Source organism: Streptomyces sp. NPDC058469, assembly GCF_042721125.1.
Taxonomy (GTDB): Bacteria; Actinomycetota; Actinomycetes; order Streptomycetales; family Streptomycetaceae; genus Streptomyces.
On record NZ_JBHXME010000013.1, the window covers coordinates 90,493 to 102,925 of the forward strand.

The following is a 12,433-nucleotide window of genomic DNA, read 5'->3' on the forward strand; positions in this document are numbered from 1 at the left end:
ATGCCGGGGACTGCCTTTCAGGAGGTGACCGCGCACTGGCCGCGGTCGGCCTTCCGGGGCCCCTCGGCCGTCGGCCGGATGTCGAAGTCGAAGATCGCCGTGGGGAGGTAGAGGGTGCTGCAGGCGTTGGGGATGTCGACGACTCCGCTGATGCGGCCCTCGATCGGGGCCGAGCCGAGCAGGAGGTAGGCCTGCTCGCCGCTGTAGCCGAAGGTGGTGAGGTAGTCGACGGCGTTGAGACAGGCGTTGCGGTAGGCCATCGTCGCGTCGAGGTAGTGGTTGGTGTCCGTGTCGTGGTCGACGGAGATGCCCACGAAGGAGATGAACTCGGTGTACTGCGGCGCGACGTTGCCGGGCATGAAGATCGGGTTGGTGGTGACCCCGTACTTCTCCATGCCGCCCTTGATGAGGTCGACGTGCAGGTCGATGTAGCCGCCCATCTCGATGGCGCCGCAGAAGGTGATCTCGCCGTCGCCCTGGCTGAAGTGCAGGTCACCGCCGGAGAGGAGAGCGCCAGGGACGAGGACGGGGTAGAAGACCCGTGAGCCGCGGGTGAAGTTCTTGATGTCGTGGTTGCCGCCGTTCTCGCGGGCCGGGACTGTGCGGGCGCCTTCGGCGGCGATCCGGGAGGCGCTCTCGCCGCTCGCGGTCCCGGCCAGGGCGCCCGCGGCCAGTGGCGGCAGGGCGAGCGCCGGTACGCGGTGGGGGTCGGTGTCGATGAGGGCCTGCTCGCGGGCGTTCCAGCGGGCCAGCAGTTCGGCGGAGGGCGCGGTGCCGAAGAGGCCGGGGTGGGTGATGCCGGTGTAGCGGACGCCGGGGATGTGGCGTGAGGTGGCCTGCTGGCCGTGGAAGTCCCAGACGGCCTTGTAGGAGTCGGGGAAGCGGTCGGTGAGGAAGCCGCCGCCGTTGTCCTTGGCGAAGACACCCGTGTAGCCCCAGCCCTGTCCGGAGCCCTCGCCCTGCGACTGCGGTACGGGGCCCAGGTCGAGGATGTCGACGACGAGCAGGTCACCGGGCTCGGCGCCCTCCACCGCGATGGGCCCGCTGAGCATGTGGGCATGGGAGAGGTCGACGTCGCGTACGTCGTTGGCCGAGTCGTTGTTGCCGATCTGGTTGTCGGTCCAGTCCCGGCACTCGATGCGGAAGTCCGAGCCCGGCTTCACGGTGACGGCGGGCGGGATGTCGGGGTGCCAGCGGTTGTGGCCGGGGACCTTCTGGTCGCGCATGGACATGGCCTGGTCGACGCTGAAGACAACTTCGGGCATAGGACTGCCTCCAAGGACAGGTGGATCGGGGTTCGGGCAACAGAAGTCAGGGCTTGGGCAGTTGGGCTTGCCGGGGATCGGCGGCCGAGGTCGGGCGGCGGCGAGCCGGCGGCACCTCGGTGACGACGCGCGGTTCGTGGGAGCTGGCCTCCTGGGACTGGAGGGCTCGGGCCAAGGGGGCGGAGGTGCGGGGGAGCATCGGGGCGGTGAAGACACGGCGGCCTTGGAGGCCGCACGTGGGGCACTGCTCTTCGGGGAGGGCGCGGCCCATCGGACGGGTCACGTCAAAGGGACCGCAGCCCGGGCAGCGGTACTGGTATGTCGCCATGGACAACCCACTTCCAAAAGCTTCGAGATGAAAATATTTCCATCCGAAGCAATTGGGCAAGAGTTCGCCGTGTTACGTGCGCGTAAAAGGATGGAGGCGCCGCGGTATCGCCTACGGCAGTTGCTGGAGCACGTCCCACTGCAGCCCGTCGGCCGCGGCGAGGAACACCCGCTGGCGCAGGTGGCGGTCGCGGATCTGGACGGTGCCGCGCGGAGTCTCGTACTCAAGGCCCTCGGCACTCGCCTGGATCCTGTCCATGTCCGCGCCGCCCGCCCGGCGCAGCAGCTCGGTGAGCATGCGTACGCCCTCGTAGCAGGACTCGCCGAGGCTGTTGAGTACCGGCGCCGTGGGGCCGAACCGGCGTCCGTAGGCGGCGGCGAAGTCGAGGCCGGACGCGGTGGGCAGGTCCTCGAAGTAGCCGGCCGAGGTCATCAGTCCCCGGGTGTTCTCCGGTCCGGTCGCCAGCAGGACGTTCTCCTCGATCAGCGAGCTGAACCGGATGTGGTCGCGGTCGAGTCCGGCGGCGGTGAACGCACGGTTGAAGAGCACGGCGTCGTCGCCGATCAGCAGCATGAGGACGGCCTCGCAGCCGCTGGCCGCGACCCGGGCCAGGACCGGGCCGAAGTCCCTGGTGCCCAGCGGCACATACATCTCGTCGCAGACCTCGCCGCCCAGCTCCCGCAGGTAGCGGCGGGCGGCGCGGGCGGAGGAGCGGGGCCAGACGTAGTCGTCGCCGACGATCGTCCAGCGGCGGATACCCAGTTCACCGGCGAACCACTGCAGCGAGGGCCGCAGTTGACGACCCGGGGTCTCACCGGTCAGGAACACGCCGGGCGACCGCTCTCCCCCCTCGTAGAGGGCGGTGTAGACGTACGGCACACGGCCGTCGATGCGCGGGGCGACGACCTCACGGACGGCGGAGATGTGCCAGCCGGCCACCGCGTCGACAACGCCGCCGGAGACCAGCGCGTCGATCTCGCTCGCCACCTGCTCGGGCGGCGCCCCGCCGTCGACCAGCACCAGCCGCAGTTCCCTGCCCAGCACGCCCGAGGCGGCGTTGACCTCCTCGGCCGCGAGCTGGGCGCAGCACTCGCAGGACGGCCCGAAGATCCCGGCGGGCCCCTGGAGCGGAATCACCAGGGCGACGTCCAGCGCGTCCCGGGTCCGGCCTGCCGGAGAGCCGAGCCGGACAGACGCCTTCTCGATCATAGGGCTCACACTAGCGATTGGTTGCTACGAGAATATTTCACAGCGATAAGGAAATGACTGTATCGTGGAACCACTCCACGTGAACCTTCTCTACGGCGCGAGCGTGCACCACCGCCACCGCCGTAGACCACCCCCACACCACGACGACACTGGGCAGGGCGATGACCACGACCCCCGCGGCCGTATCCGAACTCGACTTGGCGCGAGCACTCACGCTCGTGGAGCGGAGCATCGTCCAACGGCTCGGTGAGGCGTTGAAGGCGGAGGGCGCGACGCTCGAGGAGTGGCGCGTACTGTCGTTCCTCGCCGACGATGCCGGCCACGCCATGGCCGAAGTCGCCGAGTTCGCCCTGCTGACAGCGCCGACCCTGACCAAGGTCGTCGACCGCATGGTCTCCCTCGGCCTCGTCCTGCGCCGCGTGGACGACACCGACCGGCGGCGCGTCCTGGTCTTCGCCTCGGACCGGGGAAACGAGGCACTCCCCCGCTGGACCGCTGCGGTCGAACGCGAAAAGGACCACATAGTGACCGCCCTTGGAACCGAGGAGACGGCCCTGCTGCGGACACTGCTCCAGCGCGCCTCAAGACGACTGGGCTGACGTGCCCGCCCGGAGCACCGGGCCGACTGCCGCACGTGTCCGCCGAGATGACACCCTGTCCCCCGCATTTCGGCTGCCCCGGCGTCCGCACGGAAGCAGAGCTGGCATGACGCCTCGGGTTCAGAAACACTCCGCCGACGCCACCGGCCCCGTGGTACTGCAGAGACGGCGGGGGTCCACGCCATCCACGCCGCTCGGCCTTCCGCCGCCTTCCCCTCCGGGCGCTACCTGCTCATCCTGACGCCCGAGGCGTACGAGAGCACCGGCGTCCAGGCCGTCCATCTCGATCAGCAGCCGCACTGCGAGCAGCGCGCGCCGGTCGCTTCGCCGACGACCTCGACCCCGGTCGTGTCCTCGGCATCTGCATCTGCATCTGCTGGACACCACCGCGCCGCTACGGGCCCCCGAACGGTTGGCCGCGAAACTCGCCGCGTACGCCCGCTTCCACCGCTACGCACCCGTGCCCACGGTACGTTGACGGCCGGCTTTCACAGTGCGGTCCGTGCTAGGACTGCGCCTACGGGGGCCTCCTGTCGCGAGCGAGTGGCGTCTCGCCCCCCAGCATCGCCCCGCTCACGTTCGGCGCCGGCACAGCGCTCGCCCGTCGAAGTCCCGTCGGCGAGAGGATGACAACGCTCCTTGCCCGGCGGGACCCCTACGTCCGGTCCCTCAGAGCGCTCCTGGAGGAGTGCGCGGCCGGGCTAGCAGTCTGAACCGCCCCGGCGGGTCGGTGCCGTGGTTTCCGCGGGCGCGGACGGCTTCGGCACATCCGGTGATGAGTGCCGCAGACCGCCGAGTGCCAGGACCGTCATCACCACCGTGGCCCCCGCCGCCAGACCGAAACCGCCGTGCGCACCGAAGGTGTCCACCACCCGCCCCGCGACCGCCGCGGCACCCGCTGATCCTGCCGCGCTTGCGGAGTTGCCCCAGGTGAATGCCTGGGTGAGGACGGCACGCGGGACCGACGCCTCTGTGAGGACGGAGGCGAGGATCAGCAGGACCGGAACGGCGAGTCCGGTCAGGGCGAGGGTGGCGCCGATGGCGAGGGGCGCGCCGAGGAAGGTCAGCGGGAGGCTCGCGAGGGTGAGGCAGGCGGCGGCTGCCGCCTGGCGGCGCCGGGGTGAGCTGCCGTGGCGCCATGTTCCGTAGGCCCAACCACCCACCAGGTTCGTGCAGTTGGATGCGAAATAGAGCAGCGCTGCCGCGTCCGGCGTGCCACGTCCGACCGCGTACGCGGCAACGGACACCTGCATCGCGCCGAAGAACACTCCGAGCGCGAGGCCGAGCGCGGCCTGCCGCAGGAATGCGGAGCGGAACAGGGCGCGTCCGGCGCGCCGGCGTTCGGCGCGCCCAGTGAGGGGCGGCACAGTACGACGCCGGCCGGCGAGGGCCAGCCCGCCACCGACGACGAGCGCGGCGGCGAGCAGCACTCCGGCGCCCGGGCGGCCCGCCGCACCAAGGAGGCTTACCAGGGCCGGGCCGGCCAGGTAGGACACGCCGTTGGCGAGGGCCTCCAGGGCGAAGGCCGTGGGCAGTGCGGCCGCCCGCTCGCCGGACAACAGGGCTGACCAGCGAGCGGCGGACAGCGCACCGAGTTGGGGCAGCGTCGCCCCAACGAGCACTCCGGCCACGAGGTCCGGAACGGCGCCGGCCAGCAGCAGCGCCACGGCCCCGGCATGTGCGCCCAGCGCGCAGGGCAGCACCCGTGTCTGCCCGAACCGGTCGACAAGGCGCCCGAGTTGGGGCCCGGCGACGGCGTCCGCGACAGCGAATCCGCCGGTGACGAGACCCGCAGCGGCATACGACCCGGTGCTCGCGTGCACCAGCCAGACGATGGCGATCCCGGTCATGGCGATGCCCAAACGCCCGACAGCAGCGGGAAGGAAGAAAGCCGCGGCACCCGAAGTGCGCAGCAGAGTACGGTAGTTCATCGACGCCGAAGGCACGGCGCATCTCTTTCGCCGCCCGGCGGGACGCGCCAACGGCGTCGTCGGCGTCCGGATGTGCCGACCCGTGGCTGCGCCTGAAGCCGTCCAGTGGTGGCGTGGAGCGGGGATGCGCACCCCACGCCGACTCCATCACCGGGCAGATGTCATGCGGTAGTTGATGACCTCCTCAAGGATAGAGGAACGGCGCGCAGACACGAACTCCTGGCCTGCAGCGATCTCACTCAGGAAGAGCTACACCCAGCACTCTTCGTGACCAACGAAGCCCCTTCTCGCGCCAGCTGTCGCGAACAGAAACCGCCAACCCGCGTGAACAGAAACCGCGTGAGCAGCGCAGCCAACCCGCCTTACTCGCCAACAACCGCGAACGGTCACGTTCAGCGATAGGTGGCCATTCGCGGCGATAATTGGCCGCTGGGTTTGCTTTCGGCGATGTGTCCCAGGATCGAGAGCAGGTCCTCGTCGGCGAAGCGCCCGGCCGTGGCCGCAAGTCCGAGGGCCTGGTCGACCTTGTCGTTGCCCAGGACGGTGGCGGGCTCGACCGCGCGGGCCATCTTGGCACGGATACGGACCGCGCCGACGGGTCCGGCCTCCTTGAGCCAGTGGCCCGCTCCGGGACCGATGCCCACGAACGCGATCTCCGCCTCCGAGCGGGGCCGCAGCCTCGGCTGGTGGGTGCTGCGGCCGTCCGAGCAATACGCGTCGATGATCTGCGGAACACCCGGGGTGGAGAGCTGGTGGCGCCAAATCTCCGACAGGTCACCGGAGTTGGTGCGGGCGGTGCTGGAGAGTTCCTCGCCGACGACCCGGCACCACACCCTCGCGCCGGTGTAGCCCGGCGTGGTCGAGTAACGCACCGACTTGAAGCTGACCGTGCGGTCCGAGCCGACCAGTCGTTCCTCGCCCAGCGCGAGCGGCTCGGATGAGGTACCTCTGAGCTGCGCCAGGCAGGGTGATGACCCCTGGTGCGGCGCTGACAGGTGGGGTCGGCACAGCAGCGCGTCACCTCGTCTACCAGCCGTTCGGCCCCTGGGCGGTTGATCCGCTTCCGGCCGGTGCCTTCTACGAAGCCATCCAGTACCTGGACCGCGCAGGGGCTGCACTCGGTCCGCCCGTACTGCCGCAGGGACTGCAGCTGCCCTTGCAGCAGAGCTCGTTGGAGAAGCCGATGGTCTCCGGCATGCGGCGGAAGTGCTCCCACACCGTCAGGCGGCCGGTACCGCCTCGCCCGGACAGTTACCACCTAGGCGCAACGGTTGGCCGGATCGCCGCTCCGCGCCCCTAAGGTGTCGCAAACACCGAGGTCGGGGCCTTGCTACGGCCTCGTGGCGATCGGAGCTCCCGTGCACGACTTCCTCCACACCTTTTTCGACTGGCACGAGATCAGCAGCGTCCTGCCCACCCTCCTGACGGAGGGCCTGAGCAACACGCTGCTGATCGCCGCGCTCGCCATCGTCCTCGGTCTCGTGGTCGGCATGCTGCTCGCGATGCTGCTGCTTTCCACCAGCAGATGGGTGCGGCTGCCGGCGCGGATCTACGTGGACGTGTTCCGCGGGATTCCGGCGATCGTGACCGTCTCCCTGGTGGGCCTCGGCCTCCCGGCGTCGGGTATCCAGCCCTTCGGCCGCAGCCCGCTGGGGTACGCCGTGATCGCCGTCGGCATGATCTCCGCCGCGTACTGCGCCGAGATCTTCCGCTCCGGCATCCAGTCGGTACCCGAAGGGCAGATGCAGGCGGGCCGCAGCCTGGGGATGTCGTACCTGCGGACCATGCGGGTGATCATCGTCCCGCAGGGCATCCGCAACGTCCTCCCGGCTCTGACCGGGCAGTTCATCGTGGACATCAAGGAGAGCTCCCTGGTCTATCTGCTGGGGCTCTCCGTCGGCCAGCGCGAGCTCTACTTCATCGCCCAGGAGCACCAGGCAGCCACGTACAACTCGTCCTCGCTGGTCGCCGCCGCACTCTGCTACCTCGTGATCACCATTCCGCTGACCTACTTCGTCAACTGGCTCGACCGACGCCTCCGTGACGGCCCCTCGACACAACGCCCGCTCCCGGCGACCGCCATGGCCGAGGAGCTTCCCACGCCGACGGCCACAGTCGTCACCCCGCACGACGACCTGAGCAAGGAGGCCAAGGCGTGAGCCGGACCGTGATCAGTGTGCAGGACCTGCGCAAGTCCTACGGCACGACCGAGGTGCTGCGCGGTGTCAGCTTCGACGTGCACGAGCGCGAGGTGGTGTGTGTCATCGGCCCCTCCGGCTCGGGCAAATCCACCGCGCTCAAGTGCCTCAACCTCCTGGAACGGCCGACGAGCGGCAGTGTGACGGTCGCGGGTACGGACCTCACCGGCCCCGGTGTGGACGTCGACGGGCTGCGTGCCCGCATCGGCATGGTCTTCCAGCACTTCAACCTCTTCCCGCACCTCAGCGTCCTGGCAAACCTCACCGTGGCGCCGCGGCAGGTACGCGGCCTGTCCAAGGACGAGGCCGAGGAGAAAGCGCACGCCCAGTTGCGCACGCTCGGCCTCGCCCACCTCGCCAGGAGCAGGCCCGCCCATCTCTCCGGCGGCCAGCAGCAGCGGGTCGCCATCGCACGCGCCCTGGTCATGGAGCCCGAAGTCATGCTCTTCGACGAGGCGACGTCCGCGCTCGACCCCGAGCTCGTCAAGGGCGTGCTCGACGTCATGAAGGAACTCGCCGCCTCCGGAATGACCATGGTCTGCGTCACCCATGAGATGGGCTTCGCCCGTGAGGTGGCCCACCGGGTGATCTTCATGGACGAGGGCCGGATCGAAGAACACGGCACGGCCGGCGACCTCCTGGAGAACCCGACGAGCCCTCGACTGCGCAGTTTCCTCTCCCAGGTTCTCTAGATCCCAGGTTCTCCAGAAAGGAACCCAGCTCATGAGAAAAGCTCCGTTCGGCGTCTCCGCCACGGCGGCACTGATAGCCGCGGGCACGCTTGTCCTCTCCGCCTGCGGCGGAGGCAGTGACCACTCGGCGGCCGACGACCCGTACGGCCTCCAGGATCCGGGCACGATCGTCGCGGCCGTCTCCACCGACCAGCCTCCCTTCGCCAGCGCCACCAAGGACGGCAAGCCCGTCGGCTTCATCGTCGACCTCACCAATGAGGTCGCGGGACGGCTCCACCTCAAGGTGACGTACAAGGCGACCACCGTTCCCGGCGCACTCCAGGGGCTCTCCTCGGGACAGTACGACCTGGCGGCATCAGGGCTCGGCGTGACCCCGGAGCGGCAGAAGACCGTCGCCTTCACCAAGGGCCTGTACTGGAGCACCACCGACGTCCTCGTCACGAAGGACAACGACGCCGGCACGCTCGCGGACTTCAAGGGCAAGCACGTCGGCGCGGTCACCGGAGCCGTCCAGGAGGACTTCGTCAAGGACAGGATGCCCGGTTCCGAGCTGACCTCGTTCCAGACGCAGCCGGCCGCCGTCTCCAAGCTCCTCTCCGGCGGCCTGGACGCCTTCGTCGTCGGTGGACCCGACGCCGACGCTTACCGCAAGCAGTACAAGAACCTCAAGGTGGCCGTCTCCGCGCCGGTCGACCACGCCACGGCGATGGCCGTGAAGAAATCCAACACCAAGCTTCAACAGGCCATCGACCAGCAGATCGCCGCGATGGTGCAGGACGGCAGCTTCCTCAAGACGTACGACAAGTGGTTCGCCGAGCCGCCGACGCCCCAGCTGATCAACATCTGGCCGGGTCTGAAGAACCAGGCCGCGCAGTGAATCGAGACCGGCCGGCGCCGGGGAGGCGAACCCGATGGCGATGACCGGCACAGACACCGCCGCCGAACCCGTGGAACTGCCGGACGGCGGCACCGTGTGGCGGCGCGTCGTGCACACCGCGCTGCGCGACGGCACCGTCCTCGTCGCGGATCTCTACACCCGCGACGAACACCCCGCCCCCGGTCCGGTCCTGCTGGAACGCACTCCGTACGGCAGGCGGCAGCGGCGCGGCTCCGATGGGCTTGACCGGCACGGCGTGCCCATCGAGCCCGAGACACAGGCAGCGTTCTTCGCGGAGCACGGCTTTCACGTGGTGCGCCAGGACTGCCGCGGCAGGGGCGATTCCGAGGGCACGTTCGTGAAGTACCTCGGCGAGGCGCATGACGGCTACGACACCGTCGAGTGGCTGGCGGAGCAACCCTGGTGCGACGGCCGGGTCGTCACCACCGGCGTCTCCTACTCCGCCCACGCGCAGACCGCGCTGGCGTCTCTCTCCCCTGACCACCTGGCCGCGATGTTCATCGACTCGGGGGGCTTCGCCAGCGCCTACGAGGCAGGCGTGCGCATGGGAGGCGCGTTCGAGCTGAAGCAGGCCACCTGGGCCTTCCAACACGCCATCCAAAGTCCCGCCGCCCAGGCGGACCCCGTGGTGATGGCCGCACTCACCTCCCAGGACCTGAAGGCCTGGTTCGGTGCCATGCCGTGGAGGCGCGGAGCGTCGCCGCTGCGCGCGGTCCCCGAGTACGAGGACTACCTCCTCGACCAGTGGGAGCGCGGGCCTTTCGACGGGTTCTGGAAACAGCTCGGCATCTACGGCCGCGGCTACTACGACGCGTTCCCCGACGTCCCGACCCTGCACATGGTCAGCTGGTACGACCCGTACGTCCGCACTGCTGTGGAGAACTTCCAGGAGCTGGGCGCCCGCAAGTCCAGCCCCACGTACCTCGTCATAGGGCCGTGGACCCACGGGGCGCGCAGCGACCACCACGCGGGAGACGTCGACTTCGGGCCGACCGCCACCCTCGACGGCAGCCTCGCCCCCGACTACCTGGAGTTCCGCGCCCGTTGGTTCGCCCTCCACCTCGACGGCGCACAGCCAGGCCACTACCCCAAGGTGCAGTACTTCCTGATGGGCGGCGGCACCGGCAGACGCACCGCAAAGGGAAGGCTGGACCACGGCGGCGCCTGGCGTACGGCGGACAGCTGGCCGCCCCAGCAGGCCGACACCGTACGGTTCTACCTGCGTGAGCGGGGCGCGCTCACCCGGCAGGAACCCGCGGCGGGCGTGGACAGGTACGTCGAGTACGACTACGACCCCGCCGACCCCGTACCCACGATCGGCGGGCAGGTCACCTCGGGCGAACCCGTCATGGTCGGCGGCGCCTTCGACCAGCGGACGGACGAGCAGGTGTACGGAAGCAGGCCGCCGTACCTTCCGCTGTCGAGCAGACCGGACGTGCTCGCCTTCGAGACCGAGCCGCTGGCGGAAGACGTCACGGTGGCGGGGCCGGTGACCGTGCGGCTCTCCGTCTCCTCCAGCGCCAAGGACACCGACTTCACGGTGAAGCTCATCGACGTCCACCCGCCGACGCCCGATTACCCGAACGGGTACGCGATGAATCTCACCGACGGCATCCTGCGCGCCAGATACCGTGACTCCTATGAGAGGCCGGAGCCGATGGTGCCGGGGGAGGTCTACCCCATCACCGTCACAGCTCCCGACACCGCGAACCTCTTCGCGGCAGGCCACCGCATCCGGCTGGACGTGTCGTCGAGCAACTTCCCGCGCTTCGACCTCAACCCCAACACCGGGGGCACGGAGGCCGGTTCCCGCCGCCGCGTCGTCGCGGCCAACCGCGTCCACCTGGCTCCCGGCGCCGCGTCCTGGCTGACCCTGTCGGTGATCCGCACCGACGACGCTGGGTGAACCCACTCGTCCCACCGCCCGCGCACCGCCGGCGAACGAGCCCAGGCCCTGCCCCGGGCCCTCGCCTGGTGGTGCGCGGCGAGCCTGCCATAAGGTGATCGCGTGGTCGTCGTGCTCGATGTCGAAGGCGCGAACGCGTCCGATTTCACGGTGGGTACCTCCCCGCTCGCCGAGCTTCTGTCGTGTCTGCACGTCCTGGCCGAGCCGGAACACCATCCGGAGTCACGGACCTGGCTCGCACGGACCGGCGCACGGCTGACCGGATCCTTCACTCAGGAGCTCCGGTACTACTCGCCGCTGTGGGCCCGCTATCGGTGCCGGTTGTTCTTCCCACTGCACGCGCCGCTCGACCGCACTCTGGCTCAGGAGCTGGACGAACTGCTGCGTCTCGACCTCGGCGTGTTCGTTCCGCTGGCGGCCGACGGGATCCGCGGGTGGGGTGTCAATCCCCCGAGCGAGAACGTACTGCACAGCAGCGTCGAGCGGCACGACTTCGTGAAGTCCTGCGAACGACGCTCCTTCTCCCGCGGAGAACTGGCGAACGCCCTGGTCAGCGACCCCGAGCGGTTCCGCACCGGCTTGGTCGACACTCTCGCGCACTGCGCGGAGGTGTTCTTCGACGACGAGTGGGCCAAGGTGGGCCCGCGCCTCACCGATGTCACGGCACGGGTACGCGACCAGCTGAGAACCGCCCCGGTGAGCACCGTGCTCACCTCCGTCAGCCCCACCGCGACCTTCACGCAGCATCCCGCGCGGGTCTCGTACGACAAACTCCAGTCAGCACGCGGCACAGTCCGCGGGAGCGGCTGCCTCCTGGTGCCGACCATGCGCGGGTGGCCGCACCTGATCCTCAAGGTGGATGAAGGCCTGCCCCTGGTGGTGCACTTCATCGCGGGGGACTGGGAACAACAGTCCCCGGTCTCCCAGCGGCTGGTACGTGAACGCCTCGCCGCCATCGCCGAGCCCGCACGGTTCGAGCTGTGCCGCCACCTGCTGGGCGAGCCCATCACCACCTCGGAACTCGCTGCCCGCATGGGGATCGGTGAGCCCCAGGTGTCCCGGCACTTGCGGCGGCTGCGCGAGGTCGGCCTCGTCACCTCGAAGCGCGAGGGCCGCATGGTATTCCATCGGCTGCACGCGGAACCGCTCATCAGCCTCGGCGCCGACGTCCTCACCACGGTGATGCGCTGACCGGCCGGACGGTCATCGGCTCGCGACGCCGAGGCGGCCGACAACCAGTACTCCAGCAGGCCTTTCGTACCTGACCTGGGGAAACCTCGAGCGGTGGAGTGCAGGGGGCGGGGCGCCGTCACGGGGGGGTGCCCCTATGACTTCGGTCAAGGGGTGATCGGGGTTGGTGGTTGGTAGAAGGTGCCGTCGCGGAGCATCGCGAAGAGGACGTCGGCT

11 protein-coding genes are annotated in these 12,433 nt (G+C 69.5%); 6 read left to right on the plus strand and 5 right to left on the minus strand.

Going from position 1 to position 12,433, the window contains the following annotated elements; translation table 11 throughout:
• Window positions 1-17 precede the first annotated feature (17 nt).
• The 3 genes from fmdA to ACFWP5_RS10055 all read right to left on the minus strand — a co-directional run bounded on the left by fmdA (window position 18) and on the right by ACFWP5_RS10055 (window position 2,802).
• Complete coding sequence (fmdA, locus tag ACFWP5_RS10045; protein WP_384153112.1) at window positions 18-1,265, minus strand: formamidase; 1,248 nt, start codon at window positions 1,263-1,265, stop codon at window positions 18-20.
• A 46-nt stretch (window positions 1,266-1,311) separates the two neighbouring features.
• Window positions 1,312-1,593, minus strand: coding sequence for an FmdB family zinc ribbon protein (locus ACFWP5_RS10050; RefSeq protein ID WP_384153115.1), 282 nt, complete (start codon window positions 1,591-1,593; stop codon window positions 1,312-1,314).
• 111 nt (window positions 1,594-1,704) lie between these two features.
• Window positions 1,705-2,802, minus strand: coding sequence for a substrate-binding domain-containing protein (locus ACFWP5_RS10055; protein WP_384153118.1), 1,098 nt, complete (start codon window positions 2,800-2,802; stop codon window positions 1,705-1,707).
• A 161-nt stretch (window positions 2,803-2,963) separates the two neighbouring features.
• Here ACFWP5_RS10055 and ACFWP5_RS10060 point away from each other — a divergent pair, with 161 nt between their 5' ends.
• Window positions 2,964-3,401: a MarR family winged helix-turn-helix transcriptional regulator gene (locus ACFWP5_RS10060; RefSeq protein WP_384153121.1), complete on the plus strand. Its 438-nt coding sequence runs from the start codon at window positions 2,964-2,966 to the stop codon at window positions 3,399-3,401.
• Between the two features lie 701 nt (window positions 3,402-4,102).
• On the opposite strand, the gene ACFWP5_RS10065 is transcribed toward ACFWP5_RS10060, so the two are convergent.
• Both ACFWP5_RS10065 and ACFWP5_RS10070 read right to left on the minus strand, forming a co-directional pair.
• Complete coding sequence (locus tag ACFWP5_RS10065) at window positions 4,103-5,332, minus strand: MFS transporter (RefSeq protein WP_384153124.1); 1,230 nt, start codon at window positions 5,330-5,332, stop codon at window positions 4,103-4,105.
• 392 nt (window positions 5,333-5,724) lie between these two features.
• Window positions 5,725-6,204 (minus strand): hypothetical protein, encoded by a 480-nt coding sequence (locus ACFWP5_RS10070; protein WP_384153127.1) that lies wholly within the window; start codon window positions 6,202-6,204, stop codon window positions 5,725-5,727.
• 486 nt (window positions 6,205-6,690) lie between these two features.
• Here ACFWP5_RS10070 and ACFWP5_RS10075 point away from each other — a divergent pair, with 486 nt between their 5' ends.
• The 5 genes from ACFWP5_RS10075 (at window position 6,691) to ACFWP5_RS10095 (ending at window position 12,217) form a co-directional block, all read left to right on the plus strand.
• Entirely contained in the window at window positions 6,691-7,491 is an 801-nt protein-coding gene (locus ACFWP5_RS10075; protein WP_384153130.1) for an amino acid ABC transporter permease, read from the plus strand.
• The gene (locus tag ACFWP5_RS10080) at window positions 7,488-8,222 is read left to right on the plus strand and encodes an amino acid ABC transporter ATP-binding protein (RefSeq protein ID WP_384153133.1); all 735 of its coding nucleotides are present in this window, start codon (window positions 7,488-7,490) and stop codon (window positions 8,220-8,222) included. The genes ACFWP5_RS10075 and ACFWP5_RS10080 overlap by 4 nt, the downstream gene beginning before the upstream one ends.
• 31 nt (window positions 8,223-8,253) lie before the next feature.
• Window positions 8,254-9,099, plus strand: coding sequence for a substrate-binding periplasmic protein (locus ACFWP5_RS10085; protein WP_384153136.1), 846 nt, complete (start codon window positions 8,254-8,256; stop codon window positions 9,097-9,099).
• 40 nt (window positions 9,100-9,139) lie between these two features.
• Window positions 9,140-11,026 (plus strand): CocE/NonD family hydrolase, encoded by a 1,887-nt coding sequence (locus ACFWP5_RS10090; RefSeq protein WP_384153139.1) that lies wholly within the window; start codon window positions 9,140-9,142, stop codon window positions 11,024-11,026.
• Window positions 11,027-11,128: 102 nt separating this feature from the next.
• A complete protein-coding gene (locus tag ACFWP5_RS10095) occupies window positions 11,129-12,217 on the plus strand; it encodes a DUF5937 family protein (RefSeq protein ID WP_384153142.1) in 1,089 nt (362 codons plus the stop codon).
• Window positions 12,218-12,433: the final 216 nt, after the last annotated feature.

Coding starts and splice junctions, on each gene's coding strand:
- ACFWP5_RS10050 (WP_384153115.1), bottom strand. CDS start 1,593: ATGGCGACATACCAGTACCGCTGCCCGGGCTGCGGTCCCTTTGACGTG.
- fmdA (WP_384153112.1), bottom strand. CDS start 1,265: ATGCCCGAAGTTGTCTTCAGCGTCGACCAGGCCATGTCCATGCGCGAC.
- ACFWP5_RS10055 (WP_384153118.1), bottom strand. CDS start 2,802: ATGATCGAGAAGGCGTCTGTCCGGCTCGGCTCTCCGGCAGGCCGGACC.
- ACFWP5_RS10060 (WP_384153121.1), top strand. CDS start 2,964: ATGACCACGACCCCCGCGGCCGTATCCGAACTCGACTTGGCGCGAGCA.
- ACFWP5_RS10065 (WP_384153124.1), bottom strand. CDS start 5,332: ATGAACTACCGTACTCTGCTGCGCACTTCGGGTGCCGCGGCTTTCTTC.
- ACFWP5_RS10090 (WP_384153139.1), top strand. CDS start 9,140: ATGACCGGCACAGACACCGCCGCCGAACCCGTGGAACTGCCGGACGGC.
- ACFWP5_RS10085 (WP_384153136.1), top strand. CDS start 8,254: ATGAGAAAAGCTCCGTTCGGCGTCTCCGCCACGGCGGCACTGATAGCC.